This window comes from Pedobacter sp. (assembly GCF_041645105.1).
Classification (GTDB): domain Bacteria; phylum Bacteroidota; class Bacteroidia; order Sphingobacteriales; family Sphingobacteriaceae; genus Pedobacter.
Genome location: NZ_JBAZQQ010000009.1, coordinates 40,627 through 67,529 on the forward strand (window position 1 = coordinate 40,627; position 26,903 = coordinate 67,529).

Below are 26,903 nucleotides of genomic sequence, written 5' to 3' on the forward strand. Positions count from 1 at the left end.
TAATTTTATATTTAATGGAATTATCTGAACTCACTTTTGTAATACCGGTACACAAAGATCAACAAATTATTCAAACACTTAATTCTATCCCGCCAGAATGTAAAGTTATTGTTAGGCGGGATAGAACAAGAGGTATGGCAAGAAATGAAGGTGTGAGGTTGTCCGATACTGAATATATTGTACTTGCCGATTCGGACATTAAGTTCAGTAGACAGTTTTTAGATTTTGCAATATCACTAGTTGGAGATAAAAAAATTGTTGGTCTTGAAGCTTTCTGGCCATCACCATTGTTGTTAAGCAGATTTTGTATAATGAAACGAAGTGATTGGCATGCGTTAGGTGGTATGGAGGACTATTTACAACATGGAGAAGAAAGTGATATTTGTATATCTGCAATAGAAAAAGGATATTTGTTGGTCAAATTACCGAGGACATCTATATATCATTACCCACATCCTAAATCCAAATTCAAAAATGAATATATAAATTTATTCAGACTTATCAGGCTGCATCCAAAATTCCCGTTTATGGTATTGAGAAATTTTTTGTGGAAAATGAAAGTATCCGATTTTGATTAATAGTTTTTGGATAACCTGAACTTTTTGATTTTTATTCTTGACAGTCCTGATAAGATATAATCAATGCCGAACTGCCAGCCGTGTTCTTTCATGATTGATGACAGTTCTTTGATAGTTCTGGAAATACCGATTTGCCTGAACCACTGCATTTGGACTTGTAAGCTGTATTTTCGGAGTGTTGACAGGTCATTTTCGATAGTGTAAAATGGTGTCGGACTGGGAGAAAGCCATATGTCATCATTGATTTGATTATAGAGTTTCAAACGTCGATAAAGCGGTGTGTCCGGGTATAGCATGAGAATAAATTTTCCAATGGCATCCGGCCGGATTTCGTTCAGGTTGCGGATAGTTTCTTTAATTGTGGTTTCTGTTTCATTGGGGCATCCAATAATTATGTTTGCCTGTACTGGAATCCTGACTTCATGAGCAGTTTTGAATATATCTTTTATTTGTTCTATAGTGAATTGTTTATGAATACTCTTCAGGATTGTTGGGGATAATGTTTCTACACCGAAAGCAATTAATCGGCAATTGGAATCCCGGCATGCAATAAGAAGTTCACGATCTATTCTATCAACCCGGCATTGCATAGACCATGAGATATTATATTTTTTTAGGATTTTGCAGATTTCCAGGGCACGATCTTTTTTAAAGGTGAAATGGTCATCCACGAAGGTTACGTGAGTTATGCCATTTGATACCAAAAACTGTATCTCGGCTTCTACCAGTTTTGGGTTCTTACCACGCCATTTATGTTCCCAGAAGCCAGAAAGTGAGCAATAATCGCATCCATACGGACAACCGCGTGAGGTACCAATCGTCGCGTCATGAGGATTATCAGGGTCAAAACGAAGGGTATTGGTGGGATATGGTATATCATCGAGGTTCATTAATGGTCGACGGTCGGTGATGTGTATATTACCTGAATCACGGTAAGCAATGCCTAGCACTTTGCTTATATCACCATTGTTTTGGAGTACATGGATAAGGTCGAGGCATGTTTCTTCACCTTCACCGAGTACCACAAAATCCACATCAGAATAGTGAGTCAGTATTTGTTCACACATTGCTGTTGCATGGGCATTTCCGACCACGTTTATGATAGCGGGGTTTATTTGCTTGGCAATAGACGCAAGTTTGAATGAACTTAACCGATTATCGGTGAGGCATGAACTGAAGATTATATCCGGATTGATTTTTTGTATCGTGGATCTGATTTCATCCCAGGACATGTTCCACATATCCGAGTATTCTGGTGACACGCCTTTTGATTCGAGATATGCACCAATGCTTAATAGTCCGGTGGGAAATATTTGTTTTCCACGAAGAGCAGTTGCACGACTGCGTTTTGATTTGATTATATCATCAAGGTCGTGCGGCGGTGTGTTTACAAGGAGGACTTTCATGTTACCACATTGTCTTTTTTTCCAAATTCATATGCAATGACTGTTGCAGCACATAGTGTAAATAGAAGCGAATAATACCACATATCACTTACATTACTAAAATACATGTGCCCCAGTATATTTAACATTTGTGTCCATGCTCCAAGAACATGCCAACTCCCGATTATTATGGAAACAACACCAGTAAGAATATTACTGAATATTAACATCAATGATAGATAAAATAAACCAAGTAAAGAAAATCCAATTATCCCATAATTCATTATAAAATAATTTGCTATCGGATTCATTTCTGAACCACCAAATGAAAATATTGATACGGATGTTGCTATCCAATCAATAATTGATACAAAAACCAGAAACAAAAATGCTTTATTTGTCTGCGGGATTTTATGAATCATGGTTTTATTTTATAGGGTACGGTTATTTCATTCATCGTGGTTACTGTTCATGACATAGCCATAAGTTCTTAAGAGGATTATGATTACTATAGCAAATAGCACTAAACCAACAACTATTAAAGTATTCATATCCTGTACCCTGCATTTACCGCATCGTTACGGAACATCTTGACTGTATCGAGTGAATATTCAGTGAGGTCTTTACCGAGCAGGTGGAGTTTCTTTAGTAGGTCAGGTGTTACTGTGATGATGTCGCAGTCACATTCTTCCGCCTGGACAATATTCAAGAGTTCACGCGGGCTTGCCCATAGAAGTTCGGTATGTCTGTTATATTTGGTAATGGCTACGGCATGTCGCATGATTGGCACCGGATCTATTCCGGTATCTGCAATTCGACCGGCAAAGACTGAGACAATACTTGGAGTATCGTATGACAGTTCGTCTACTACACGTTTGACCTGTTCAAGTGTGGTTATGGCTGTTATATTGAGTTTTATTCCTTCGTTGGATAGTTTTTGTATGACCGGAGTTGTTGGGTGCCCTGCCGTGTTCGTTACGGGAATTTTGACGTAAACATTGGATCCCCAAGATGCAATTTCTCGTGCTTCCCGTTCCATGCCCACAATATCATCTGCGAATACTTCGAACGATATTGGCATGTCGGGAATTTCTTTCAGTATTGACTGAGCAAATTCTTTGTAATTGTACACACCACATTGACGCATTAGAGTCGTGTTAGTCGTAAATCCCCGAATAATATTTTGTCTGTATGCATTTATCATTTCTTCTTTTTTTGCGCCATCTGCAAATATTTTAATTTTTAGTTTTCTCATAATGATTTCCTTGTTATGATTTCCACTACTTCTTTTAAATCTCTTACGGTATGTTCCGGTTTACTATTTCCACGCCTATGTATCGATGTTGGTTCATCTATCATGATGGTATGTACACCGGCGGATTGTCCACATTCAATATCAATGTCACTATCCCCGATCATCCATGATTGTTGAAGGTCAATGTTATGGTTTTTTTGTGCTTCGAAAAGGAAATATGGTTTTGGTTTTCTGCATTGACATTGTTGGAATGATGAATGGGCGCACCAATAATATTCCCTTAGCGTAATACCTTCACGGATCAACATGTGTAATATGAATTGACGGACAGATAAAAGTGAAACCATATCAGTTTTGCCTTTAGCATAATCAGGCTGGTTTGTGACAATGAACAGGTCAAAACCGTTATCTTGCAATGTTTTTAACGATTCAAATACCAGTGGATAAAATTCAATTTCATCGAATTTCCATGGTGGACGACACTCTTCTGTTTGTTTATCAAAAACTATTTTGTTCAGTGTGCCATCCCTATCAAGAAATACGGCCTTTGTCATTGTTCTGTTTCCCATTTCATTTTATACTGCTGTATTTCTGGCATTGTTATGATAAGGTGCAGTAATATTGACTGAAATTCTTCACTATGCGCAGTCACGGTTTCCGGGTTGACAGTCGGGATTATAACACTTATATTACTATGTTCGGCGACATAACCACCATCACGGCCAACGATACCAATCACACATGCACCAACACTTTTTGCGTATTCTGTTGCACGTATCAGGTTTACAGATATGTTTTTTTCTATGTTTCCACCGCCAACAGACAAAACCAGAATACCATCATCCGAGTCCAGATGACTTCCTTTGAGCCAATCCCTGAACACATTTTCCCATCCGTTATCATTTATACGGGCAGTGAGTTCGGATATGTTATCCGATGGTGAATATGCTTCAATACATGCAATTTTACGTAAGTCGTTGACTGCATGAGATGCGTTTGCGGCACTTCCACCGACTCCGATAACAAATATACGACCATGCCTAGATCTGATATTCTTGAGATGTTGTCCAATTTTGACAATGTTTTGTGTATCGAGTAGTTTAATAATTTGAATACTCTCACTTAAGTAATTTGTAATATGGTTTTTCAAGTTATCACTTAGATGTGATAGGATTTTCCGTACATATAAGCGTTATTGTTTTAAAAACAATTCAAACTCTTGTATTCCTGCAAATGACCCAATTTCGTGAAAAGTCGTTACTGATTCAAAAATGGATACTTCGTTGTTGTTTATATAATCCGACATAACATCTGACAGGTTAAATCTCCACGTGTAATTATCAAATATGGTTTTCTTTACAATGGTCAGTCCATAGTCGATATATTCCATATCCGGAGTTGGATTTTTCTTGTCGTATATGATATTACCATTCTGAAATGAGATATTGCTCCTGTCGCCAACATTGTTATTGTGGTAGATTGTCATTAACATTGGCTTGTTATGGGCATGAAATTGATTTATTAAAGGTATTATTGGGGTGTCCAGATAAGAATCTCCATAGATAATCATAAACTCGTCCTGGAGCAAATTTGAGGCTTTTTTGATTGAGCCACCAGTACCTAAGAGAACGTCACCGTCATAAGAGTATCTTATTTTCATGTCGGGAAAGTGTTTTTTGACATAATCTTCAATCATGTGGCCGAACTTTCCGAGACACAAGACAATGTCGGTGATGCCTTGCTGTCTGAGAAGAGTAAGTTGATGGTGAATAAATGGTATGTGATTAATTTCGATAAGTGATTTGGGTATGGTTTCAGTGATTGGGTATAGGCGTGTTCCGAGACCGCCACATAGGATTATTGTTTGCATGGAATTATTACATTAATTCTGTTGTGTTTTCCATTGGTGTAATTTTGTGATAGTTGACGCATTCAAAATATATAACCCATACATGTTCTTCAGGATTCCATGACCCATTTATTTTTGTCCATACTACTTGGAAACATGTTTTATAATGTGAACAAGATTGACATGTTTGAAGAGTTTCTTTATTTACAGGGGTGATTTTGCAGTCATGGATAGTATATCCACCCTCCGCATTGGCATCATTGATAGTCATGAACTTTAATTGTTGTTGATAAACTTTGAAAATTCGTAGATGTGCAAAACAAGAGTCAGATGTGTATTTTGTTTTTGCTTCATGGATTGATCCTACATTCCATCGTTTAAATCCAAGACGACGTGTGCATGTCTTCAATCCATGAAGAATAGAATTGACGTGGTATGGTTTGAAGAGAATCATTCAATACCTTATTCAACCATTATTTTAGTACCTTGAAAGTCGAACTTAAATCTTATCTCGTTTAAACCTTCCTTCGCCATTGCGTGACGAAGTCTTTGATTTTCATTTGTATAAAACATAAGATATCCACCGCCTCCAGAACCAATTAATTTGCCCCCGATTGCTCCATTTTTTAATGCAATATCATACCACTTATCTATGTTGGTATTGCTCATGGATTTAGAACGTTGTTTTTTAATTTGCCAATGTGTATTCATAATTTCAGCAAAGTCCTCAATATTTCCCGATTCAAATGCTTTTTTACTATCATATCCCATTTGTTTAACATGATGTAAATTTTGAATCATTGATTCATCATGTTCTTTGCTTCGAATATCTTGTTCTTTTAGGATTGATGATGTATTTCGTGAGTATCCTGTAAAGAATAATAATAAATTGTCCTCTAATGAATATAAAGTTTCATCGGATATTTTTAAGGGCTTTACGTCAACTCTTCCATCTTTACAAAATTTAAAAATGTTGATGCCACCATATGCAGAAATAAATTGATCTTGCTTCCCGATTGGTTCTCCACATAGGTCTATTTCAACATGACATGCTTCTTCTGCAAGTTCATGTGGATGGATAAATTCTTTTTTGTATGTATGAAGTGTTTTTAACAATGCACATGTAAATGATGAACTTGAACCAAGTCCAGTTCCGGCTGGAATATCTGCCATACTTACCAATTCTAAATTTAAATTATTTATTTCAATAAGTCTTAAGGATTCTCGTATTATAGGATGTTTTATATCATTAATAGATTTAGGATGTTCCATTTCAGAATATTTTATAATCATATAATCGTGAGGAGTTACATTTAGAGCTGTATAAACATATTTGTCTATTGCAGCAGATATACAAAATCCTTCGTGTTCTTGATAATAACTTTTTATATCAGTAGATCCTCCTCCCAGCGAGATACGAAGAGGGCTACGTGTGATTATCATTTATTTTCTCCATTGGCATCAGTCCCAGATATTGAAAAACGGGAACGTACCAATAATAACTTTTTTCATTACATATATTTAAGGATGTAATATAACGATTTCGATAATTGATATCTCCATCGTTATAAAAATATTCTTCGTCGAACCAAACAGTTTCTTTTCCAGTCCGAATATCATATTTATAGATTTCAATCATGAAGAACACCCATATTTTCTAATTTATGGAAATAACTTTTAGACATATCTTTTAGTCTGCCATTTTTAGCTACATTTAACATCATGGTAAGCTCATCGATTCTTCCTTCAAACCTCTTTTGAATTAATCCACGCCTATCCAAAGGTTCTTTCATTATTTCCTTGTGTCTGATATTTTTCAAAAATTCAATACGGAATTTCAAATAAAGTTCTACATCTTTCTTTTCTAAAAGCTGATCCAATACTGACATAGTATTACCTCTTTTCGGGAGTATCTGAGGGGATTTTTACACAGAATCCCTTAACTGTTCCGTAGCATAGTGGACATACGGAAATTGACGCTTTGCTGCTAACAGATATAGATAAACTTATAAGATATTATAGTTTACGTATCGTTTTTTTAATTAGTTCAGTTTCCATTATTTATTTTCTCCACGATTTTTAAGATTTCGTATGCATCTGATATGTCTGGGAATGCTCCGCCGCCGTTCTCGATTGAGTCTACGAAATGCAAAAATTCGGTTTCCATAGAACGGTCTGGTTGTGGGTATTCCCAGATTGTTGTGTCGGGCATGGACATTGATGGATGCATCTGGTAAAGCGTGACACGTTCAGTGCCATACGAACCACCGAGACCATCGATTTGGATTTTTCCATGTTTGCAATAAATTTCAAATGAAAACATATTTCTCCATTCGGTACAGGAAACATGGAGCCATGCGATATTACCATTTTCGTTTTCAAGATGTATGAAAGCATTATCATCTTTCATGTTCCAGAAATATGCATGAGTTGACCCGTAGATTTTGGAAATGCTACCAAGGAACCACCGTGATAGGTCAATCAGGTGCACGCCTTGATCCATGAGCTCGCCGACTGATGCGCGCCATTCTTTATCGTATCCGATGCGCCCACCGTGCCCATATCGACCGCGCGCTAATATGATATCACCAAGGGGTTCGGTTGCGAGGAGATATTGTGCTTTTATAAATGATGGATGATAACGAAGATTGTATCCCACGTGGACTCTGACCTGGTATTGTGCAGATAGTCCGATAAGCGGTTCGAGTTCATGGCTGTTTAATCCTGCCGGTTTTTCAACAAGGACATGCTTTCCTGCTTCTATTGCACCACGTGTTATTTCAGCAAGATATTCATTGGTCGTGCATACAATTACAATATCGACTTCCGGTCGTTTGACAAGGTCTTTCCAGTTTTTGAAAACAAGTACACCTGTATGCTGAGAAGCTAAATGAAGTGCTTTTTCGAGTTGTATATCTGCAACAGCTTTAAGTGTATGCGACCCGATAGATTGGGAACGCTTTACACCAATGTTTCCACAGCCGATTATTCCAATATTCATATTTCACACTCATAGGACGTGTTTGTTTCTGGTTCTTCCGGTTCTTCTTCCCGTTCAACGATTTTACATATCTTTGCATCAGTTACGATATCGGCAAATTCCTTATTTGCCCAATCCGACATACAGATAATATCTTTTGCAGTTAACTCTGGTAGAGATGGAATAAGTTGTCGCTTTATTGATACTATTTTTCCATCTAGTGTGAACCCGATCCTGTAAGGTTTATCTGGTACATTGAAATGGAATATAATTTTGGATTGCCACATATCTGAAATGGGAATCGGGAGGTCAAGGTAATTTTGATATAGTTGACGCATTGGTATATCGAATATTCTTTTTATTTCTTTAATTTTAAATTCATATCTAGTTGCTGTATATTTATCGACTTCATATTCATCGGTTTTTTCTATGGTTTCTTTGTTTGAATAACTATCTTGAAAACGATTACGTAGATTTCTTTTGGATATTACTTCATGAAGACGACACCATTCGATGGGTAGGTGTACGATTACATCTGGATATTTCTTTACTATTTTTGAAAAAACCGAGTGCAATGTTAAATTTCTGAGTTTTTCATATCCGTCTTCTGGTTCTGGATATTTATCATAGTCGAAGAGTTTTATATCTCCAAAATAAATAAGACGATTTGCTTGATGTGTGGATATTGTATCATGTGGGCATGCTGTTGCTAGTTTGGTACTTTCGATGTCGTCTGTATAAATTGCCATTACAAATCCCCCCATGACATTCCTCTGTCTTTTGGTGTAATCCGGCGTAATGTGTATAGGTCAGTGTCGAGTTCTTTTAGATGATTGGGTAGGGATTTCCAATTGTCCCAAACACTTGCAATTAATTTTCCTGTTATACCATTGGATTCTTGGGATGCAAGGAATACCGCTAGTTCTGCGCCTTTGATTAATTGGGTTCCACCGTCGCGTTTCTGGTTGAGTAGTTTATGATAGAGTGGTGATCCGATTTTTTTACTGCCTGCTTCTATCATCTCATCAAGCATACGGGTATTCATTGCACCTGGAGCGATGCAGTTCACGTCGATACTGCCTTTGAGTTCTTCAGCAAGAGTTTCGCTAAACCGGACTATACCGACTTTGGAAACCGCATAGGATGACATATATGGGAATGCAGATGTTGAACCACCACCGGATAGATTAATGATCTTGCCATGGTTCCGGTTCATTGATGGAAGGAATGTCTTGCACATCATGACAGTTCCAAGTAGATTTGTGTTTATCGCCTGCATCCAGTCACCGAAATCAGTTTCTTCGAATAAACCTTTTGTGCCCTGTATTCCGGCATTGTTTACAAGAATATCTATTGTGGGATAGGCATCTGTTGTTAGAGTGTTATGTAGGTGCCGGATGCTCTCGCGACAGGAAATATCCACACAACAATAAAATAATTCTTGTCCCGGCGAGGTAAGATACTGATTTAATTCATGACATGTTTGAGAAAGTGTTTTCTGGTCTTTTGCACAAAGTATTACGCTTGCGCCTTCTTTGATAAATTGTGTTGCGATTTCTTTTCCGAGGCCGCGAGATGCACCGGTTATAACTGCTGTTTTTCCTTCGAGTTTCATGATTTTCTCCCTACTGTAATGTATTTGATTCTAGGATCGTGTCCGAGAGTATCTTCAAGGAACCCATTTGGGTCGATTACTACGTGATGCTCGGTATAACGAACTAAATTATCCGGTGTGATATCTCGATATTCAGGATGATCTGTACCGATAATAATTACATCTGCACCTATAGTAGCATGGACAATATCTTCGAGTTCTGGGTCAAATGGGTCATGACAGGTGACTCGTACTCCAAGATTCATCAAGGTATCTCGTAATTCGAGAGGAAATGAACGCCGGTGTGTATTCGTGCCTGTTTTGTATGTTGTTCCAAGCATGGCTACGTGGAGTTTGGTTGGGTCGGGAAATAAGGTTTGTAACTTGTTAATGATCCAGTTTTTATGGTTCTTGTTGCTTTTGATTATTGATGGTATCAGGATTGTGTCATCCTTGAGATATTTCAGGAATTCCACATCGCGTGCGAGTGTTCCACCATCGAATGCTTTTCCTGCATGTAGATATGCACCATCTCCGATTCGGTGATCGGTTTTCAGACCGCGTTCTACTGATCGGATATCTGCCCCAGTTTTTTCGCAAATGGATGCGATTTCATTAATGAAAGTGATGGACATTGCAAGATATGCGTTTAATGCATGTTTGGTCATTTCAGCAGATTCAGGCGACATCCAGATAATGTTATCGGAAAATGGACTCAGGAGTTCAGCAACGCGTTCACGTTCATCAATTCTATCCATCCCGACAATAATACGGTCAGGACTCATGAAAGTATCTATTGCTTTACCGAGTCGCAGGTTTTCGGGTGAATATGCGAATATAGTAGTTTTGTTGGGGCAAAGGTCAATAAGTTTCCGCGTGGTTCCGACTGGAAGTTGTGACGATATCAAGACAATGGTATTATCTTTCAGGTAAGGGAATATGTTTACAATTTGTTTTTCCACATATTCCACATCTGCAATGTCGTCATTGTTGATCGGTGTGTCGAAAGTGACCCAGACAATATCGGAATCTTTGACCGACGATATGTCAGATGTGAATTCGATATGTTCCGAATGTTTTTCCATAAGTGAAGTAAGTCGCGGCTCAAAAATCGGGAGCCTATTGTTTTTGAGTTCTTCGATCAGTTCGGGGTTGGGGTCAATCGCAGTTATGTGATAACGATGGCGACGAGCTAGGCATGTTGTTGTTACACAGCCGAGATGATACAGTCCATAAGTTGATATTTTCATATTTTTATCACTCTAAATTTTCCACCATTTTCAATCCATTCCTTCAAAATAAATTCCGATAAGCTATCGTAATAAGTTTCCCTAATACAGATGATTTCAGAAATACCAGCCTCTATCAATTCCAATAAGCAATCTTTACAGGGCACACCCATATAAGAATAAAGTATTGCATCATCTGTAGAAAATCCTCTATTAGCTGCTTTTAATATTGCCTGTCGTTCTGCATGGACAGCACGGCACTTATCGAGATTTGTTCCACTATGATCATTTAAACGAGGACATCGTGTACATGGTTGTAATGGTTTTGGTGCACCATTTGTTCCTTGGATATAACTACCATCTGTGAATTTCAAGACACACCCAAGTTGTTTCTTTTTACATGTTGAATCTATCGCTGCTGCTTTTGCTTCCAGCATATAATCTTTATCATTCATTTTTAATATCTCTCACTGTATATGTTTTGGATTCAAGTACACCAATCTTAGATTTCAAGCGATGAATTTCTTCTTTATATACATTTATTTCTGATGCAATACAATCATCTATTGATAAAAATAGCTCTTTTTCTTGTTTTAGTTGTACAGACATTTTTGTTATGTCATTCCATGATTTATCAACATATTTAATTCTGTAACGATTTGATTTTTCAAGTACAGTTTCAACAATACAAGCGATATACTCGTTTGTATATCCTTTATAATATAATTTTTGTCCCCTTGTGTATTTCATATTTTCCTCCATGACTTTTATGTATTACAAAAATCGCCACTTGGCGTGTCGAAATCTGCATTTTCAGTTAAGATATCCAATAATTTTTTTGCTTGTTCTTCTGTTAAATCTTCAATGTTGGGGTAAATATTAATATTGTTACTTTGCAAAACATCTTTCACATCGCCCATTGCTTGGAGAATTTCCAATTGCTCACTGTGGCTTAAATTCTTTAAATGACACATCGGTATTTTGCTGTTCTTTTCTACTAGCGCAATCACTACATTTTCAATGGTGTATTTTTTTATTTCTTCACTGAGCTGTTCACTTGTAAGTTCAGTAAGAGCTATATTGACATCTCGTTCAAGTCCTGCTTCTTGCATGGCTTCGTCTAATTCATCCCATTCTCCAAGTAGTAAAGCACATTTTGAAGAACATGTGAAATCTGCTATGCCATCATCAATATTCATTAAAAGAGTATCTAAATCCGTATAGCATACACAAGTTGATATTACTTGTTTACAGTTCGGACAATGCATTTTGTACCTATAAACTCGTTCTTCACTATCATAATATATATTATCTTGTATTTTGATTAACCACTGTTTATTCATATGTTCTCCTGTGAAATATAATAGAGTTTTTGCCCTCTAAATTGAGCAAATCCAGTTCGGAAACTAACTGTTCCTATTTTGCGATTGTATCGTATTTTTTCATATAATTGTATATCAGGATATACCGATTCTAAAAATGAAAATTCATACTCATTGTTAAGTCTATAGTTTTTGAGATATTGTTTCGCATGTAGAGTTCTGCCTCTCGCTTTATCTGAAATTTTAGCTAATATATCCGAAGGAATATTACATCTACCTTCTCGTCTCAATCTATTATGAAGTGCTCGATGTGCTCCTTTTGTTAATAACACGATTTCATCTTTGCCATGAATTTCTTTATATTTTACATGATGTTGGACTATTTCACTCATCTTTAACCCTCCAGCATCTTTCACTTACATGACCTCGCAATCTCTGTTTAGGGCAGAATTGTTTTTTAGCTACACAGAAAACGGCTATGTTCTGGTTTTCATCTTCTTTGAATTTGAGATATTTACATGCCATAATACACTTTAATACGCTTTAAGTGTACATATACTTTTTCGATGCTATCATAAAAGATATCTTTTTCGTCTGTTAATCTGATGAGTCCTTCTTTCATTGTTTCCTCTTTGCACACGTGGTCAAGTGTGCCGGATATACGGTTCTGGTTTCATAGCCGATGTTATCAAATAATATTTCGAGTATTTCAAAACTCTGTACGTTGCCGCATTTATGGTAACTTGCTATTGCGAAATCAATATCCATGGATTTTATAAAATCAGCCGAGCCTGAGATAACATCGACCTCTGCACCTTCGATATCCATCTTTACGAAGTCTACTTTGTCAAGGTTAAGAGTTTTGCAGGCATCTTCAAATGATAAGACGTCGATTGTATCTGTGGTGGATACATATGGCATATCCGATAGTGATGATGATGGTGTACCTTCATTACTGAAAGCAAGAGATTTTGTTTCAGACCACAGACCTTTTTTGATTGGAATAACATTGGTGAGGCTGTGGAGATCGATATTTTTCAAAAGCATCTGATAATTCAGGTTATCCGGTTCGAATACATACACTTTACCTGTTTTACCCACGACTTTTGATAAATAGTAGGATGAGAGACCACAATACGCACCTACATCAAATACTATGTCGCCAGGTTTGGGTACACGGCAATTGAAATATCCTTCCATTGGCGTGTCCACGGCAAAGGACGAGAACCAGAAATTTATCATGTTATGTTTAAGTGTGTGAACATTGGGTTTTGAGTGATCAACGATTTTTATTCCGTTGATATCTCTTGGGAATACGTCATTGAAATGGAAATCAAAATCGTTGATTACTGACTGTGCATATCGGCGGATCTGTGATTCCGATAGAATTATTTTTTTGTCCTGGTTTATGATTTCGAACTGACCATTGTTCATGGAGAGAACAAGGTTCTGCTTCTGTGCTTGTTGTTTTAACTGGTGCATTAGATATTTATCATAAATTTCCAGTGCCGGTTTACGAAGTCCAATCATGGAAAGGACTTTAAAAAGTGCAGTTTTAGTAGACATTGTTATCACCTTATTTGTTTCTCCATTTCTTTTTCTTCTGTATTATTATAATATGTATCCATAGATATAACCACATTCTTTTTCTGGGCAAATGAAAACTCCGACAGTATATCCATCTTTGAATAAATATTCTTTTTTTAGTGAACTGTTACACTTTGGGCATTTTCGAGCAAATCCAAAATTCCATTTTGGTGCAAGTCTACTATCTCTAATACATGATGCTGATCGATATATCTCTTCTATTCGATGCTGTTTTTTGTCTTCGTTTTCTATTTGCGCTTTACGAATTTCACAATCACTTTTGTTGTTCATATTTGTTATCACCTTTTTATCGAATATTAAATACTTTGGTATCTTGCATTTGTATAGTCTTGGTATTTTTGAATCGTGGTTTTATTTTCATCGAATCAATGATTCAGTAGCAGCTAAAAATATACAACCAAAGAATGCTAGTAATAAAATAAACATAACAAAAACTTCAACGAATGATATTAAGCTTGCGAATATGTCTATTATTAATTTAGCAAACGATGTTGGATTTAGCAAATTAAGTACATTATATTCTGATATGTAATATATAAGAATCGCAAATAGTATTATTACTAAAGCATCCCGAAGTTTCATGAATTGTTTCATGATATTACCTTGAAATAACACTGTTATTTTCCATGTTTATTTTACCTTATATCAAATAACCATTTATTATTTTTTAAATATTCTGTTGTCTGGATTATACTTTCCCTGATGGTGTATTTTGGTTTCCATCCAAGCTTCCTGATTTTGTTCGTATCAAGATAGATATATGGATTATCTCCGACCCAGCCATGTTTTCCACCGGAATAGTTTAATTCGGGTGAAGCATTCAGGGTTTTACATATAGCATCGATTGATTCATTTACGGTGCAGAATCCTTTGCTTCCGAGATTGAATATGTTGATCTTATCGTGGGAATTTTCGGTAGTAAAAATCATTGCATCGATGCAGTCCTGAACATGGAGATATGATTTTGTCTGTGTTCCGTCTCCAAGTACATTGAGATAGTCAGGATGTGTAAGTAGTTGTTTTGTGAAATCCCATACATGCCCGTGAGTATATCGGTTGCCAAGGATAGAGACGAATCGGAATATCCATGACTGCATTCCGTATCCTTCACAATAAGCCTGTATCAAGCCCTCACATGCGAGCTTGGATGCGCCGTATAGTGATGTCTGAATTGGGAAAGCAGCATCTTCAGGTGTCGGTATCACGGGATGTTCCCCATAGATTGAACCGGTCGATGGAAAAACAATCTTTTTGATATCATTAGCTCGCATTGCTTCAAGAATGTTGAATGTTGCAATAGTATTTTGTTGTAGGTCTTTGAATGGATATTCAAGTCCATGTCGTACATCGGCATTTGCAGCCATATGAAACACGAAATCGCATCCTCTCATTGACTTACCAAGCAGTTGTGTATCCAGAACATTGTTATTGATGCATTTAAATTTGCTTGATTTACGAGCATCTTTAAGGAATTCCGGGATACCTGTACTGAAATTATCGTATCCGACTACTTCATGACCATCATTCAGTAATCTATCGACAAGATTTGACCCAATAAATCCGGCACATCCGGTAACAAAGATTTTCATGAATGTTCACCACAGTTGCATGGTTCTGATGACATGAACTTGAACATCATTTTTCCTACTGCTTCTTTCAGTGCAACACTTATGCCTTTGTGTTTATCGTATATTTCACCTGGGTGTAACGCCGTCAACCCGAAGAAGTGATGTTTGTAACCTCTGTGTTCACATATGATTTCTGCGATTGTGAATCTATTATCTTCTGTTGTAGCTATTTTGACACACGTGGGTTGTAATATAAAACCCAGTGGATATCTTTTTATCTCTCTGTATAACATTTTTCCTATTATTTCTTCATTTATTATCATTGTTTTTCCTCTTTGGTCTTTGTGTTCCGGCCTTAAAGCCGTTTGGTTCTCCGATTTCGGAAATTACGAGTTTCATTTCTTCTACTGAAAGCGAACGACTTACGTCTGGCTTTTGTAGATGGTCGTGCACAGTTTTGGTTGTCGTACCAATGAAATCAGCTATTTGATAATAACTAAAATCTTTTTTCCGAAGTGATTGTATCATTTCGGTTATATTGTCTTTAAATTCTGGTTTCATTTTCAAGCTTCCTGATTTGTTATCACCGAATGTTAATTGGTTTGAAGGTATATATACCTTATTGTATTGGGTTACAAGGTTGTGATATTTGTCATTTGTGATATCGGAACATTGGGGTTTTGTACATGTGGTGTGGGAGTTGGTTCTTTGTTTTTGACGAAATCAAAAAATCCACGTACTGAGATATCGTCTGGCGGTGTGTTAAGTAGAAGAGCAATGATATTAGTTACTTCAGATGTGGGGTTTCCTTCGGAATCGGTATCATAAAGATAGGTTTGGTATAGGGATTTTAGCCAATTTTCGTCTTTAGCATGACGTTGTAGTACTGGTAGGATGTCGCACTCGAATTTTTTGAAAGTATGGAATGGGAGTTTTTTGGCAAGGGTAGTGATGAGTGCATGGCGAGAGTTAGAAATACGGATTTTTTCATAATACGATGGACTCATGGTTTTTATCCACTCATTTATATGGAACATGCTGAGAAGTTCGGTATTCTGCACAAGGAGCATTTTTGCCATACTGGAATCTTTCCGGAGCAGGCGCGATGCATTACACAGGTTCTGGTAATTCTGGAGAAATGATATTCCAACACTGCGATACTGAATATTTTCCTCAAGCCAGAGAAGGAGTTTTTCGTTATCAATATCGAATGTTCCATCTACTGGTTTTCCATTCAGGAGCGAGTCTACTACGAAGAATATTTCTTTTTCGGAATATACCTTAGTGGCCTGTGATGTCAACATGTTTAGTGCAGCTCGAATATCACCATCACAACAATCAATTATCTTATCGATGTGTTCCTGGTTATTTGTATGCTGTCGAAGAATATTACCAATAGTTGTTGGTCTATGCTTATGAAATTTGATATCTTTTACATGATTTTTAAGGGATAATAACGGGTAGTTATCATTTGCTGTCAGTATAATTGGGTGAAGAGTGCGTTTGAATATTTCAGGCAAGAGTTTTATCGCTTCCTTATTAAGACCATCCGCTTCATCGATAAGGATAAGCCGGTATTTCGTCACATTATCCATTGCGTATTCTGAAGGGATGGTTGATATAGCAGTATCTATAGCCTCTGCAAGTGCTGATTTTGTGCTGACTTCAGACCCATTTATTTCCACAATCGGAAACCCATATTCTTCCGCAACAGCATGTGCAAGTGTAGTTTTTCCAGTTCCCTGATGCCCATGTAACAGGCAGGCTTTTTTATATCCGATTGTATGGTTCTGGAAATCGTAAAGGAATTCCTTTACGACATCGATATTTTTATCTATTCCGCGAAGTTCCGATAGTTTCATAACCATCCTCTTGTTTTTGGTTCATATAGTATGTCCATGTTTTTTTGAATCCTGACTTTGTTCAGGTGCCGGTATTGCCGATGTTGTCTGACCCGTTCCCATTTCGGATCGTGCCGATAAGAAAGTGGGTTTTTCTGTTTCCATATTGGGTCGGAGTATAGTCCTATTCTATTCGGGTTGTTGTACCATCTTTTTGTATGACTCATGAGTGAACTACCCCACCCTTTCGGGCTGGGGCTTCCTACGAATATCATCCGGTACAGTTATTGGTACTGGAAGACCTGTTTGTCGTAGATTATCAACAAATTGCTGATAGCCCGTCCACTTGGCGTTCTGTGATAGGAATCGTAACATGATATTGATAGAACTGTTTCTATCTCGGTCAAGCATATTCCCGCAATCACATTCCATAGTACGCTCCCATAATGGCATGATATGTTGTTTTCCACAAACATAACATGTCTTGGAAGTGTATCGTTCATCGATTTCTATTACTTTTTTACCTGCAAGAGATGCCTTGTAGGTTAGAAACCCGACAAACTGTGATAAGTAACCGTTATTCTGGGTTGATCTATTGAGTCCTTTTGTGGCTTTTTTGGATTGAGCCATTTCTTTTACATCAAGATCGCCAACGATAATTGTATTGGCTCTTGTATTGTCGATCATCCTTCTCGAAAGCTTGTGTTGAATATCTTTTATCTGATTACTTCTTTTTTTATGTCGCTTTGTCATGGATTGATGAATGTGAGTATGTTTCCTGCTCTTTTTCTTACAGTGATCTCTTCTTGATTGTAGGGCGTCTATGATTGGATTCCAGTATTTATCCGGTCTTGGGTTTTTGGCTTCAAAGAACTTACCCGTTGTATTCACAGCAGATACCGTTTTTGTTATCCCAGGGTCTATTGCCTGATATAATCCATTATCTTCATATGGTTTTTCTGATACTTCATGGACGATTGACAGGAAGTATTTGTTCCCGTCTTTGAATACTGAGACCTGATATACTCGTCCGAATTGTTCTGATGATGGGATATCAAATGTCAGAGAAATATCTTTTTTATAATACTGTGTCAGTGTGATCGTGTTGGAATTTATCTTGAATCCACTCTGGTTATGGATCATTGTTGTGAAATAATTCTTGCCTTTGAATCCTGGTGGATGTGCTTTGGTATCACCGTTTTTTCGTTGTTCAAAAAATGAATTGTAATCTGCATTCAAAGTTCGAATTGCCATTTGCAAAACTTTTGAATATACAGCCTTATATTTTGGGTACTTTTCTTTTATGCTCGGAAGATCGTTTTGTTGTTTTTTGTAATCAACCGAATAAGATGTTTTTCCCCAGGGAAAAACATCAAAATCGTCTCTGATGTTATTCAATTCCCATTCTTTCCTTCGTTCAGATAGAGCAAAGTTATAGAGTAGCCTGCACTGCTCTGATAGGTAGCATAATACCTCTTCTTGATCAAGTGTGGGAAAAATTCTAACCTTTTTTGTTAGCTGCATACTATTTCTTACTCTGATTTTCAACGTATCTGAAACAATATAGTTGTTTCGGTGTCTGTGACTCATGTTCAAGGGGTACGATTCATCCCCCACCTCTCGGAAGGGGAATTCTCTACCCCTTGACCCCACAAGTTAAAATCTGCTAGTGTTGACTGTGGTAGATATTTATCCATACATTCTGTGCACAGTAGATTATAAAATTTCTTTTCTGCGCCACAACGACAAGTGTTTGAGAGCATTTTTTTTTATTTTTGGTTCTCCGTATGATTATTTATATTGGATATTATATGTGGGTTGTGCATGCAAGTGGAGCATGGCGGTTCTACATATTTTGTGTGCATGTTGCCGCAAGTGGCGCATTTTGTGTTCAAATTGTATTCCTCCCGTATCCTTCTTTATCCCATTTTATTCTGGATTTTAGGGATGTAAATGAACTTGGATATATACCTTTGAATTCGAAGTATTTTGAGAATTTTTGTATGTAATATCCGAGACTGGACGGTGCGACATATGTCCACGCATAGTCTTCAGGTGTTCGGATACTGCGGCCGCTTGCCTGTGCAAGTTTGCGGAACATATCTATTTCGTATCTGGACACAAATGGTTCCCCGCGTTCTTTTGCAGATGTTTCGAGAACAGTATCCATATCATTTTTCTTTTTTATACGCGGGTCATTCAAGCTACTAAATGGTAGTACAGGGAAATACTGGAATCTGCTAAGATCGTCGCGTAGGTCAAGTCCTTCTGTGTCGGAAATACTCATTAATACAGCATTGTCCATTTTGGACATTCTTTCCAGTACGACTTTTTTGTTACTGGCCATTGGAACAAGTAGACGTGATCGGTATTTTTCTCCGATATTGTTGAGGATCAATGATCTGATTGCTCTGGATGTACAGTGAACAATACCACGCTGATGTTCATGGATATCAAGCACGTTTTCAAGTGCTTTTATGCTGACATCTATTTTTTCCTCAAAATTACGACTGTTGATTTTCCCAATGTTAAGCGGGTATATTGGTGCCCGTTCCGGTGGGAATGATGATGGCACATTGATATAATGTACCTGGTCAAGTGGTATACCAAGTTCCTGACAAAATATTACCGGGTCAAGAATTGTGGCAGACATCATCAATACTGTGTTGCCTAGACGGAATAATAAACTTTCTGCATAGTCTCCTATGTATGTTGGTTTGAGTTCGATTTTGTCGATGGTATTTCCATCGTAATTTAACATAACAGTCCAGTTCTCCGGATGTTCAGTGTATCCGTAAAAAAACTTTTCGAGTTTATTGAAACATTCTTCGAGTTTGGATACTATTATTTCTTTCTTTTCAATAGTATCTTCGTTGGTCTCGAACTGATATACTTTTCCATTTTTGACAGGGTACTCAATGGTTTTTCCATCATCGGAGACTAGGCTCACCTTGGTCTTGTCACTAGTAAGTTTCAGTAAGATGTATTTGTCACTGGCAGAGAACTGAATTGTGTCACTGGTTGATTCAACATCGGCATGATGTATCCAATCAATTCCGAATCGCAGACTTAGAAATTCTGTAATTTTTTCAGTGTCGCCCCAATTAAATATGGATATATTTCCGAATTCTTTAAGTGTTTCTAAGTCACCGGTTTCGTCTAATAGTTTTTTGTAGATTTTTGTTTTCATGTCCTTGAGAAATGGTATCCAATCTACTATTTCCTTACCATGGTTAAGAAATGTGATGTTTACGAGATCGAGATCGTTTTGTGTGACGGTTATTTTTACGAAATCCGATATTACTTTGTCTAGATTATGTGCTTCGTCACATCCTAAAAGTGTCCTGTTGCCAAAATCACCGACAAAATTTGCCTCACCGATAAGGTATGGATAGTTATGTACTACGATTGGTGATGATATTGCTTCACATTTCTGTTGCCAGTAATTACAGTGAATGGATGATTGCCAAAATAATTCTCCACGTCCCGAAGTACAAGCGAAGTTATTATCTGTTCGGATTTGAGCAACTACAGATGGTGATTGAAGATTTGCTGATGCTATCTCGAAATTGTCTTTGTCTTTGATGAATTCCTCTGGGTCTCCTCCCGTGTCCGGATGATGCTGTAAAACAAGTTTACGGAATGCATCCTTTAATTGCTGTTCGGTTGCGTCCGTTGTTAGTTTGAAACGCTCAAATGCCTTGAATACTTCTGGCCTGACACGAGATGAGTAATGGGAGTTGATGAAGTCATTTACAATGGCCGATATTTTGACCACTGGTTTGAATTCGCATCTGAATTTCTTATCAGTAATACATTTTCCGGCGTCGCAATGTACTTCTTGATTCTGGTATTGGAAATATTTACATAGTGATGTACCGCGTCCTTTCTGTTCGGGAAGATGAAGTGTCCTTACATATTGCTCTTGTAATACATGTTGCATAACAACAATATGTCCTGTTCCGAGCATACGGGAAGTAGTATACATGATTACTGATTTACCGCCACCTGTGCCCATTTCAAGAAGAATAAATCGTTTCCCTAATTTGATACCATTTTCAATTTCGATAAGAGCTTCTCGCTGGTTCGGGTAGAAGATTTTTTCCGGGAAGTGTTGAAGAATTGTCATGGAATATACTCTATTATTTCTCTCGAATTTCATTTCCGTTTTTGTCACAAAGCACACCGAGATATTTCTTTATCTCATATCCTCGGTCAGACATTTGATAGACTTTATTATCTTCTTCGATAAATGGAATACCACATTCTCTGTAGACATCATAATATGTCGCATTTGAGATCATAAAAACTTCTTTTGGTGTCATTGCTTGAAGCCGTTTTCGTATATTACCATCAGTGCAATTAGGATAAAATATTATGTATTCGTGATATGTCGTGCGCACTGCTAATTTTGTTTCTTTGATTGTAGTGCCAAATAACCCAAAATATGGCTTGTGGATATAGTATATTGTATCTCCACTATCAATTTTATACCGATGGTCAAATATGACGAAGTCTTTATGTGATAATATCGATACTATTTCAGTATCTGTGATATCTGGATATTTTTCCCGTAGTACTGATACTATGTCTGTATATTTACATAATTTGCCCGTACACAATTCACGAGCAGTTTCTCTTGCCGATATGAATTCTTTCTGAATATTCGAAATGCTGATACAATTTTTCATTTTATACGCCACCTTGACGGATCAATTGGTTTCATAATCAGAGGAAATTCGCCACAATCACAAGATTGGAGGCGTGTTATTGAGTTCCAGATGACTTCCTCGCTGCATTTGGAACATGGATATGTCCGAGTAAAGATTGTCATATACCTATTACCTCTCGCATTGTTGATGTTCTGTCTTTAGTTGTGCCAGTTAATATTGTATATGGCATATTATGGTTTTTCAGTAGATGTCGAATTACTCCATCGAGTTCCTTTGCTTCTGATTCATCCTGTACTCTCGTTCCGTCTTTGACATATGGTTTTTCACGGTTACATAAGAACAAGTAGTCATACCGCTTGGTGTCATGAAGAAAAAACTCATACATTTTGGCCATTAGCATATTGTCATCTGGGATTTTTGCATATTTTAATGCATATACATATGACAAAATTATAGGTGAGTCCGTAACCATGTATTGGATTTCTTCAGGAATGGAATCCTCTTTTAATTTTTGTTCATAATAGATCAAAAATTGTATCCATGGATTATTCGGTGGGAGGATTTTTTTATTTATGTTTTCCCGGATCCATTCTTGGACTTGTTCAACCAATATACATTCTGTTTTAATCGACGCGAAAAAATCTGCACATTGAGTTGACTTTCCGCTTCCCGGACCACCTAACAATCCTATTCGTTTCAAATTATCACCTTTTGCATTTCTTCGGCTGGAATAAATAAATCAGACCATGAGTTTGGTGTCCCGACACATGCATGCCAGCCGTGTTCTTTCATACGGTCAAGATTACCATTTTTGATGTAGAATGATTCGTATCCGGTTACGCCGCCGATAAGTTGAAACACTTTCCCATGTTCAGTGGTTTCGATTTCGTATTCTAATTCGACAGTGGATTTTTCTTGTGTTACGCTGTCTGTTAAGATTCCTTTTATCATTGGTTCTCCGCAAATTTTTCGACGATATCGGATGTTTCATTTATGTTCCCGATAACTTTGAAATTTTTGAATATTCCGTTGTTTATGTAACGAAGAATTAGATATTGATCATTATTGTAGATTTCGATATCGAATCCGAGATCTTCTCCATAGACAAAGGTTCCAATCATTTTTATTGTTTTATGGGGATTTTCAAAATATTCAAATGTGAATACGTCACCTTCATATATTTCGATACCATCGACATCGTCTTTGCCAACATATTGTAGCCATTCGGTTTTCTGGATGAATCCATCTGCCCATGTCATATCCAAGGTATGGTTTGTTGTTATGTGTTGCCATACTTGTATATTTATTCTGGAATTCTTAAATAATGCTTTAAATTTCTTATCCATGTTATCACCACGTAATAATTGACTTGAATGTATATATACTTTTGTTATAGTTCGGTTGTGACCGCAATTGTTTGAATTTCTTTGTTTTCGCGTGTGCCTGTGATGATGTTTGACCATGAATATCCGACTGCGCCAAGTATTGTTTCGGTCGGTTGGACGAGAACAAGGTCACGCATTTTTTCCCAGTCTATATATGGAATAAAATCTCGCGGCACGGATTCGTTGTAATTTAGGCATAATGGTTTTAAGTTTTTGGTTTCCATACGTGGATAGTTGGAGGGAGTGGCTGCAAGATAGAGGTAATATACAGTTGATTCTGCTTTAAAAGACTTATGTAAGCAACGGTTGGCATATTTCGCACCGATTACGAGTGATAGGGAATCGTTATCGAATTTGTGGATTGTTTCCTTGATTAAGAGCAAGTCGGGATTTTGTTTTGTAAAATTGTTATATGTTGCGAGGAGATAATTCCGGATCTCTTTGTATGGTGCATCGTTGAGTATCATTGTAGATAGTTTTGTTTGTACTTCGACCATTAACGGTGAGGTATCACTCCGGATTACGTCCATGCCCGTAAAATGTGGTTCGGGGTCGAGAGTATTATCATCTTTGTAGGCAAGGTAAAAATATCGTTTCTTCGCACCTATGGTTTTGTCTCCTTGAAGTGGCATCTGAACAAAAGATTTCATGCGTTTCTTTTCATCGAATTCAATTTCGATGAACTTGTTTTCGATGTTGAACATTTCCTTTGTGAATGCTGGAATGAGGGAGTTGACATATTTTTCCAAGAGTTTACCGACAATAGTCATTTCTTCTGCCGATAATGATAGTGGTAATTTAACGAAAAGGCTGTCAGTGTCTCCATATATTATTAATGTTATAAATGTATTGAACTTATCGTATAGTGTATTAAACTTATCGTCTGGTAAGTTAAGAGTTGGTTTGACATTGGTTAATAGTTCCTGGATATTGAGATTTTCTAGTGTATCGATTACTTTTATTGTGAGAGCTTTGCAGACTGATGTGATCGCTTCGGCGATTGCCTTGTCCATAAGCCTGAAGTATGGATTTTTGTACTGGCCATAGAATATGTTACCAATGCGTTTGAAACCGAGTTGTAGACGATCCTCGACGTTCTTTGTCTGTTCATCTGTTGCGTCTTTCTTTAGTTTTTTATGACGATTGCGCTCATTACGAACGTGGATTAAAATTTCGGGTATAATACCAGTTTTGTCTTTCTGGAACATGGCACCATTGGGGCAGTGGATATAAGTCTTAAAAATATAATCTTTGATGTCATCGTCGGAGAGGGGTTGGGTTTGTCTGATTTCATCGAGTGTGATGTTTGTGGATGCGCAAACATTACCATCCATCATTACTGATGTATAGTATCCTTTGAAGTCGAGGACGATTACATTGGCGTGTTTTCCAATTGTGGCTTTGTGAACAAACGCGCCGCCTTCCTTTTTACCGTCGCCTTTTACGTGGGCATTTGTCGGTATTGCGATTTTCCGGTCACGCAGGAATGTCATTATGAAAGAATCGACTATTCGTAAGGGGGATTGGTTATCAAGGCCAGCATTTGAAATGCGTTCTATGGTCTGCATGTTGTCAATGATTTGACATTCGGATGTCAGAGCATATGTGAGCTGGACATCAACGATGTTATATGCGAGAAGTCCAACTGGATCTTTGAGACGCATTTCCTTGATAGATGTTCGTTTCATCTTACCGACACCGAATTCTTTATTTGCGGAAAAATCAAGTGACTTAGACCTAGGATTTTGGGATAAACTATATACATATTGCTCCATTGCGTCTATGGTTGTTGTTCCTTCAATATGGATAATTTCATCTTTTTTATTAAGCCAAACACGATTTGTTTCACTAATTGCGTTATATGGTAATTTGAGATTTTCCATTCGTTTGACAATGTAGGGCATATCAAATTTCTGGTTCCATGATACGATTATATCGGGATGGTTAGTGTTGATATACGTGAGGAGGTCGCCGAGCATCTGACGTTCAGTATCATGATTATGGAAAATAATATTTGGATTGGAAAAGTTATATTTCAGGAGCTTGGGGATAAGATTTGTTGACCAGTATTGTTGCAGACGCGTTTTTACCTGTAGTAATTCATGTTTTTTGAAACCAAATGAGAAAACATGGTAAGTATTGGTAAATGAGTCATAGAACGTCATGCATGGAATTGGTTCAGGTGCAGTGACGGTATCTACCGAATCAAAAGTTTCTATATCAAATATGTTAAGACGGGGTTGAATTGTCATGTTTTCCTGACATCGTTAATATGACAGTTCAAGGACGGAATCTCTATCTCTCCACTTAGACCATAGTATATCCGTAGTACTTGTGGGTAGACTACATCTGCTTGCCATGTCTGGTCAAATTTGGACTTTAAACCAATCTCAATCTGCCCATCTCCTTTACAGGCCGGGCAAACAATCTCTAATTTGTCTTGGATAATGCGACCGAGTCCGGAACAATCTCGACATTTTACACGTTGTGCAACATCTTTAGGGAACCGTGTGTAGATAAGCTTAAGTGGATTTCCCTTCAGGTCTGTCCATCCATCAACAATCTCTGTGATACGGCTATCCTGTGAAATCTGAGTGTCGGCCTTAACAAGAAAGAATGGTCGAGTGCCACGTATTCGTGCAGTTACTCGCTCATTTGTATCCAATCGACCGAATGCACGGGCAATTAACTCATTGTTTTCTACGACGTAATCAAGATCGGTTATTAATAGTTTCATTTCGTGTACTTGATAATTATCGCATTAACCATGGTTCCGCTTTCTTTGAAACTGCCTTCCGGTAATTTGATTACTTCGGCATAGTTTAAGACATCGTCCCTGAATTGCTGTGTCTTTTTGTTATTCCTGAATAAAACCCCTGCTGACATTACAGATACGAGAATGCCATCTGGATTTAAGCAATTGATAGCATGATTCACATGATCAACGTCCTGCTGGCGTTCAAAAGGGGGATTTTGGATTATTCGGTCATACTCTGCCTGTTCTGTGAGGAAATCAACAAAGTCTACGGTATATTTTTTTAGGTTAAGAAGTCCTCTATTTTCTGCAAGAATTTCGCCTATTTTGATAGAGTAGTTTATGTTATTTGGTAATAAGTCCAATATATGTCCTTGCCCGGCCGACGGCTCTACTACTGAATTACCTGGCTGGATATCCAAAAGTTCTATCATTTGCCTGACTATTTTTTCAGGTGTTGGGAAGTATCCTGTCTTTATCTTTGGGTCAAATTGACCAGAGTTTATGACGGCTTCTAATCGAGATACTGGGTCAATGCTGAATACGTGAGCTTTTACTTTCTTATTCCATTTACCTCCAATTCGTTCGAGAACCTGGTTTACTGCGAGGTACAGTTTTCTATCTAACTGTTCCGTTATTCTAACATTATTTCCATCTATTTCTAATGTGCTAAGTACAGCTAATATGTCTTGTTGAATTTCGCTCATTTGTTGTCACCTGGTATCATGTTTTTTATGTAGGACTCGGTTTTTTCATACTATATTGGACGGTGCCATTAAGACGTTCTTTGTGTTTGACCGCATATCCGCTGAACCATATTTGGCGGAGGATTATCCCGACTCTACGTTGTGGTAGATCAATGACGTTAAATACATCGTTTG

The 26,903-nt window shown here is 37.4% G+C and carries 33 protein-coding genes; 1 reads left to right on the forward strand and 32 read right to left on the reverse strand.

The features are described 5' to 3' along the window. The first annotated feature begins 14 nt into the window (after nucleotides 1-14). Nucleotides 15-578: a glycosyltransferase family 2 protein gene (locus WC623_RS21910; RefSeq protein WP_372855166.1), complete on the forward strand. Its 564-nt coding sequence runs from the start codon at nucleotides 15-17 to the stop codon at nucleotides 576-578. On the opposite strand, the gene WC623_RS21915 is transcribed toward WC623_RS21910, so the two are convergent. The 32 genes from WC623_RS21915 to WC623_RS22070 form a co-directional block, all read right to left on the reverse strand. Further along, a complete protein-coding gene (locus WC623_RS21915) occupies nucleotides 575-1,984 on the reverse strand; it encodes a radical SAM protein (RefSeq protein ID WP_372855168.1) in 1,410 nt (469 codons plus the stop codon). The genes WC623_RS21910 and WC623_RS21915 overlap by 4 nt on opposite strands. Then, the gene (locus WC623_RS21920; protein ID WP_372855170.1) at nucleotides 1,981-2,385 is read right to left on the reverse strand and encodes a hypothetical protein; all 405 of its coding nucleotides are present in this window, start codon (nucleotides 2,383-2,385) and stop codon (nucleotides 1,981-1,983) included. Before WC623_RS21920 ends, WC623_RS21915 begins: the two co-directional genes overlap by 4 nt. Nucleotides 2,386-2,510: 125 nt before the next feature. Then, entirely contained in the window at nucleotides 2,511-3,218 is a 708-nt protein-coding gene (locus WC623_RS21925) for a transaldolase (protein ID WP_372855172.1), read from the reverse strand. After that, nucleotides 3,215-3,787 (reverse strand): D-glycero-alpha-D-manno-heptose-1,7-bisphosphate 7-phosphatase, encoded by a 573-nt coding sequence (locus tag WC623_RS21930; protein WP_372855174.1) that lies wholly within the window; start codon nucleotides 3,785-3,787, stop codon nucleotides 3,215-3,217. Before WC623_RS21930 ends, WC623_RS21925 begins: the two co-directional genes overlap by 4 nt. After that, a complete protein-coding gene (locus tag WC623_RS21935; protein ID WP_372855176.1) occupies nucleotides 3,769-4,368 on the reverse strand; it encodes an SIS domain-containing protein in 600 nt (199 codons plus the stop codon). The genes WC623_RS21930 and WC623_RS21935 overlap by 19 nt, the downstream gene beginning before the upstream one ends. Before the next feature lie 42 nt (nucleotides 4,369-4,410). Beyond that, nucleotides 4,411-5,088 carry a sugar phosphate nucleotidyltransferase gene (locus WC623_RS21940; protein WP_372855178.1) on the reverse strand — a complete coding sequence of 226 codons (678 nt, stop codon included), beginning with the start codon at nucleotides 5,086-5,088 and terminating at the stop codon, nucleotides 4,411-4,413. A 441-nt stretch (nucleotides 5,089-5,529) separates the two neighbouring features. Next, complete coding sequence (locus WC623_RS21945) at nucleotides 5,530-6,510, reverse strand: hypothetical protein (RefSeq protein WP_372855180.1); 981 nt, start codon at nucleotides 6,508-6,510, stop codon at nucleotides 5,530-5,532. A 188-nt stretch (nucleotides 6,511-6,698) separates the two neighbouring features. Further along, a complete protein-coding gene (locus WC623_RS21950) occupies nucleotides 6,699-6,956 on the reverse strand; it encodes a hypothetical protein (protein WP_372855182.1) in 258 nt (85 codons plus the stop codon). A 158-nt stretch (nucleotides 6,957-7,114) separates the two neighbouring features. Continuing rightward, nucleotides 7,115-8,068: a Gfo/Idh/MocA family protein gene (locus WC623_RS21955; RefSeq protein ID WP_372855184.1), complete on the reverse strand. Its 954-nt coding sequence runs from the start codon at nucleotides 8,066-8,068 to the stop codon at nucleotides 7,115-7,117. Further along, the gene (locus WC623_RS21960; protein WP_372855186.1) at nucleotides 8,065-8,811 is read right to left on the reverse strand and encodes a hypothetical protein; all 747 of its coding nucleotides are present in this window, start codon (nucleotides 8,809-8,811) and stop codon (nucleotides 8,065-8,067) included. The genes WC623_RS21955 and WC623_RS21960 overlap by 4 nt, the downstream gene beginning before the upstream one ends. Then, entirely contained in the window at nucleotides 8,796-9,662 is an 867-nt protein-coding gene (locus tag WC623_RS21965; protein ID WP_372855188.1) for an SDR family NAD(P)-dependent oxidoreductase, read from the reverse strand. Before WC623_RS21965 ends, WC623_RS21960 begins: the two co-directional genes overlap by 16 nt. Further along, a complete protein-coding gene (locus WC623_RS21970; protein ID WP_372855190.1) occupies nucleotides 9,659-10,891 on the reverse strand; it encodes a nucleotide sugar dehydrogenase in 1,233 nt (410 codons plus the stop codon). Before WC623_RS21970 ends, WC623_RS21965 begins: the two co-directional genes overlap by 4 nt. Beyond that, a complete protein-coding gene (locus WC623_RS21975; protein ID WP_372855192.1) occupies nucleotides 10,888-11,325 on the reverse strand; it encodes a cytidine/deoxycytidylate deaminase family protein in 438 nt (145 codons plus the stop codon). Before WC623_RS21975 ends, WC623_RS21970 begins: the two co-directional genes overlap by 4 nt. Then, the gene (locus tag WC623_RS21980) at nucleotides 11,318-11,632 is read right to left on the reverse strand and encodes a hypothetical protein (RefSeq protein ID WP_372855194.1); all 315 of its coding nucleotides are present in this window, start codon (nucleotides 11,630-11,632) and stop codon (nucleotides 11,318-11,320) included. The genes WC623_RS21975 and WC623_RS21980 overlap by 8 nt, the downstream gene beginning before the upstream one ends. A 5-nt stretch (nucleotides 11,633-11,637) precedes the next feature. Further along, complete coding sequence (locus WC623_RS21985) at nucleotides 11,638-12,069, reverse strand: hypothetical protein (protein ID WP_372855196.1); 432 nt, start codon at nucleotides 12,067-12,069, stop codon at nucleotides 11,638-11,640. 140 nt (nucleotides 12,070-12,209) lie between these two features. Continuing rightward, the gene (locus WC623_RS21990) at nucleotides 12,210-12,584 is read right to left on the reverse strand and encodes a hypothetical protein (protein ID WP_372855198.1); all 375 of its coding nucleotides are present in this window, start codon (nucleotides 12,582-12,584) and stop codon (nucleotides 12,210-12,212) included. A gap of 226 nt (nucleotides 12,585-12,810) precedes the next feature. Further along, nucleotides 12,811-13,758, reverse strand: coding sequence for an FkbM family methyltransferase (locus WC623_RS21995; RefSeq protein ID WP_372855200.1), 948 nt, complete (start codon nucleotides 13,756-13,758; stop codon nucleotides 12,811-12,813). Between the two features lie 45 nt (nucleotides 13,759-13,803). Next, nucleotides 13,804-14,070 carry a hypothetical protein gene (locus WC623_RS22000; RefSeq protein ID WP_372855202.1) on the reverse strand — a complete coding sequence of 89 codons (267 nt, stop codon included), beginning with the start codon at nucleotides 14,068-14,070 and terminating at the stop codon, nucleotides 13,804-13,806. Nucleotides 14,071-14,435: 365 nt separating this feature from the next. Beyond that, nucleotides 14,436-15,389 carry an NAD-dependent epimerase/dehydratase family protein gene (locus tag WC623_RS22005; RefSeq protein WP_372855204.1) on the reverse strand — a complete coding sequence of 318 codons (954 nt, stop codon included), beginning with the start codon at nucleotides 15,387-15,389 and terminating at the stop codon, nucleotides 14,436-14,438. Continuing rightward, nucleotides 15,386-15,691 (reverse strand): hypothetical protein, encoded by a 306-nt coding sequence (locus tag WC623_RS22010; protein WP_372855206.1) that lies wholly within the window; start codon nucleotides 15,689-15,691, stop codon nucleotides 15,386-15,388. The genes WC623_RS22005 and WC623_RS22010 overlap by 4 nt, the downstream gene beginning before the upstream one ends. Continuing rightward, the gene (locus WC623_RS22015; RefSeq protein ID WP_372855208.1) at nucleotides 15,678-15,929 is read right to left on the reverse strand and encodes a hypothetical protein; all 252 of its coding nucleotides are present in this window, start codon (nucleotides 15,927-15,929) and stop codon (nucleotides 15,678-15,680) included. The genes WC623_RS22010 and WC623_RS22015 overlap by 14 nt, the downstream gene beginning before the upstream one ends. A gap of 71 nt (nucleotides 15,930-16,000) precedes the next feature. After that, a complete protein-coding gene (locus WC623_RS22020; protein ID WP_372855210.1) occupies nucleotides 16,001-17,230 on the reverse strand; it encodes an AAA family ATPase in 1,230 nt (409 codons plus the stop codon). Between the two features lie 21 nt (nucleotides 17,231-17,251). Beyond that, nucleotides 17,252-17,374 carry a hypothetical protein gene (locus WC623_RS22025; protein WP_372855212.1) on the reverse strand — a complete coding sequence of 41 codons (123 nt, stop codon included), beginning with the start codon at nucleotides 17,372-17,374 and terminating at the stop codon, nucleotides 17,252-17,254. A 69-nt stretch (nucleotides 17,375-17,443) separates the two neighbouring features. After that, nucleotides 17,444-18,799, reverse strand: coding sequence for an RNA-guided endonuclease InsQ/TnpB family protein (locus tag WC623_RS22030; RefSeq protein ID WP_372855214.1), 1,356 nt, complete (start codon nucleotides 18,797-18,799; stop codon nucleotides 17,444-17,446). Between the two features lie 301 nt (nucleotides 18,800-19,100). Further along, entirely contained in the window at nucleotides 19,101-21,338 is a 2,238-nt protein-coding gene (locus WC623_RS22035) for a helicase C-terminal domain-containing protein (protein WP_372855216.1), read from the reverse strand. Between the two features lie 13 nt (nucleotides 21,339-21,351). Next, a complete protein-coding gene (locus WC623_RS22040; RefSeq protein WP_372855218.1) occupies nucleotides 21,352-21,900 on the reverse strand; it encodes a hypothetical protein in 549 nt (182 codons plus the stop codon). A 139-nt stretch (nucleotides 21,901-22,039) separates the two neighbouring features. Next, the gene (locus WC623_RS22045) at nucleotides 22,040-22,582 is read right to left on the reverse strand and encodes an AAA family ATPase (protein ID WP_372855220.1); all 543 of its coding nucleotides are present in this window, start codon (nucleotides 22,580-22,582) and stop codon (nucleotides 22,040-22,042) included. Next, nucleotides 22,579-22,833: a hypothetical protein gene (locus tag WC623_RS22050; RefSeq protein ID WP_372855222.1), complete on the reverse strand. Its 255-nt coding sequence runs from the start codon at nucleotides 22,831-22,833 to the stop codon at nucleotides 22,579-22,581. Before WC623_RS22050 ends, WC623_RS22045 begins: the two co-directional genes overlap by 4 nt. Further along, entirely contained in the window at nucleotides 22,830-23,228 is a 399-nt protein-coding gene (locus WC623_RS22055) for a YopX family protein (RefSeq protein WP_372855224.1), read from the reverse strand. The genes WC623_RS22050 and WC623_RS22055 overlap by 4 nt, the downstream gene beginning before the upstream one ends. Nucleotides 23,229-23,272: 44 nt before the next feature. Then, nucleotides 23,273-25,519, reverse strand: a complete 2,247-nt coding sequence (locus tag WC623_RS22060) for a DNA polymerase domain-containing protein (protein ID WP_372855226.1) — start codon at nucleotides 25,517-25,519, stop codon at nucleotides 23,273-23,275. Next, nucleotides 25,516-26,004, reverse strand: coding sequence for a hypothetical protein (locus WC623_RS22065; RefSeq protein ID WP_372855228.1), 489 nt, complete (start codon nucleotides 26,002-26,004; stop codon nucleotides 25,516-25,518). The genes WC623_RS22060 and WC623_RS22065 overlap by 4 nt, the downstream gene beginning before the upstream one ends. Next, nucleotides 26,001-26,729: an N-6 DNA methylase gene (locus tag WC623_RS22070; protein ID WP_372855230.1), complete on the reverse strand. Its 729-nt coding sequence runs from the start codon at nucleotides 26,727-26,729 to the stop codon at nucleotides 26,001-26,003. Before WC623_RS22070 ends, WC623_RS22065 begins: the two co-directional genes overlap by 4 nt. Between the last annotated feature and the right edge of the window lie 174 nt (nucleotides 26,730-26,903).

What these genes read in the sequence shown, in the direction of transcription:
- WC623_RS22055 (WP_372855224.1), bottom strand. Translation starts at nt 23,228, where the DNA reads ATGGATAAGAAATTTAAAGCATTATTTAAGAATTCCAGAATAAATATA.
- WC623_RS21915 (WP_372855168.1), bottom strand. Translation starts at nt 1,984, where the DNA reads ATGAAAGTCCTCCTTGTAAACACACCGCCGCACGACCTTGATGATATA.
- WC623_RS22025 (WP_372855212.1), bottom strand. Translation starts at nt 17,374, where the DNA reads ATGGAAACAGAAAAACCCACTTTCTTATCGGCACGATCCGAAATGGGA.
- WC623_RS22065 (WP_372855228.1), bottom strand. Translation starts at nt 26,004, where the DNA reads ATGAAACTATTAATAACCGATCTTGATTACGTCGTAGAAAACAATGAG.
- WC623_RS21960 (WP_372855186.1), bottom strand. Translation starts at nt 8,811, where the DNA reads ATGGGGGGATTTGTAATGGCAATTTATACAGACGACATCGAAAGTACC.
- WC623_RS21965 (WP_372855188.1), bottom strand. Translation starts at nt 9,662, where the DNA reads ATGAAACTCGAAGGAAAAACAGCAGTTATAACCGGTGCATCTCGCGGC.
- WC623_RS21980 (WP_372855194.1), bottom strand. Translation starts at nt 11,632, where the DNA reads ATGGAGGAAAATATGAAATACACAAGGGGACAAAAATTATATTATAAA.
- WC623_RS21985 (WP_372855196.1), bottom strand. Translation starts at nt 12,069, where the DNA reads ATGAATATTGATGATGGCATAGCAGATTTCACATGTTCTTCAAAATGT.
- WC623_RS21945 (WP_372855180.1), bottom strand. Translation starts at nt 6,510, where the DNA reads ATGATAATCACACGTAGCCCTCTTCGTATCTCGCTGGGAGGAGGATCT.
- WC623_RS21910 (WP_372855166.1), top strand. Translation starts at nt 15, where the DNA reads ATGGAATTATCTGAACTCACTTTTGTAATACCGGTACACAAAGATCAA.
- WC623_RS22020 (WP_372855210.1), bottom strand. Translation starts at nt 17,230, where the DNA reads ATGAAACTATCGGAACTTCGCGGAATAGATAAAAATATCGATGTCGTA.
- WC623_RS21955 (WP_372855184.1), bottom strand. Translation starts at nt 8,068, where the DNA reads ATGAATATTGGAATAATCGGCTGTGGAAACATTGGTGTAAAGCGTTCC.
- WC623_RS21930 (WP_372855174.1), bottom strand. Translation starts at nt 3,787, where the DNA reads ATGGGAAACAGAACAATGACAAAGGCCGTATTTCTTGATAGGGATGGC.
- WC623_RS22040 (WP_372855218.1), bottom strand. Translation starts at nt 21,900, where the DNA reads ATGAAAAATTGTATCAGCATTTCGAATATTCAGAAAGAATTCATATCG.
- WC623_RS22050 (WP_372855222.1), bottom strand. Translation starts at nt 22,833, where the DNA reads ATGATAAAAGGAATCTTAACAGACAGCGTAACACAAGAAAAATCCACT.
- WC623_RS22005 (WP_372855204.1), bottom strand. Translation starts at nt 15,389, where the DNA reads ATGAAAATCTTTGTTACCGGATGTGCCGGATTTATTGGGTCAAATCTT.
- WC623_RS21970 (WP_372855190.1), bottom strand. Translation starts at nt 10,891, where the DNA reads ATGAAAATATCAACTTATGGACTGTATCATCTCGGCTGTGTAACAACA.
- WC623_RS22010 (WP_372855206.1), bottom strand. Translation starts at nt 15,691, where the DNA reads ATGATAATAAATGAAGAAATAATAGGAAAAATGTTATACAGAGAGATA.
- WC623_RS21925 (WP_372855172.1), bottom strand. Translation starts at nt 3,218, where the DNA reads ATGAGAAAACTAAAAATTAAAATATTTGCAGATGGCGCAAAAAAAGAA.
- WC623_RS22015 (WP_372855208.1), bottom strand. Translation starts at nt 15,929, where the DNA reads ATGAAACCAGAATTTAAAGACAATATAACCGAAATGATACAATCACTT.
- WC623_RS22030 (WP_372855214.1), bottom strand. Translation starts at nt 18,799, where the DNA reads ATGAGTCACAGACACCGAAACAACTATATTGTTTCAGATACGTTGAAA.
- WC623_RS22070 (WP_372855230.1), bottom strand. Translation starts at nt 26,729, where the DNA reads ATGAGCGAAATTCAACAAGACATATTAGCTGTACTTAGCACATTAGAA.
- WC623_RS21950 (WP_372855182.1), bottom strand. Translation starts at nt 6,956, where the DNA reads ATGTCAGTATTGGATCAGCTTTTAGAAAAGAAAGATGTAGAACTTTAT.
- WC623_RS21990 (WP_372855198.1), bottom strand. Translation starts at nt 12,584, where the DNA reads ATGAGTGAAATAGTCCAACATCATGTAAAATATAAAGAAATTCATGGC.
- WC623_RS22000 (WP_372855202.1), bottom strand. Translation starts at nt 14,070, where the DNA reads ATGAACAACAAAAGTGATTGTGAAATTCGTAAAGCGCAAATAGAAAAC.
- WC623_RS21920 (WP_372855170.1), bottom strand. Translation starts at nt 2,385, where the DNA reads ATGATTCATAAAATCCCGCAGACAAATAAAGCATTTTTGTTTCTGGTT.
- WC623_RS21995 (WP_372855200.1), bottom strand. Translation starts at nt 13,758, where the DNA reads ATGTCTACTAAAACTGCACTTTTTAAAGTCCTTTCCATGATTGGACTT.
- WC623_RS22060 (WP_372855226.1), bottom strand. Translation starts at nt 25,519, where the DNA reads ATGACAATTCAACCCCGTCTTAACATATTTGATATAGAAACTTTTGAT.
- WC623_RS21975 (WP_372855192.1), bottom strand. Translation starts at nt 11,325, where the DNA reads ATGAATGATAAAGATTATATGCTGGAAGCAAAAGCAGCAGCGATAGAT.
- WC623_RS22035 (WP_372855216.1), bottom strand. Translation starts at nt 21,338, where the DNA reads ATGACAATTCTTCAACACTTCCCGGAAAAAATCTTCTACCCGAACCAG.
- WC623_RS21940 (WP_372855178.1), bottom strand. Translation starts at nt 5,088, where the DNA reads ATGCAAACAATAATCCTATGTGGCGGTCTCGGAACACGCCTATACCCA.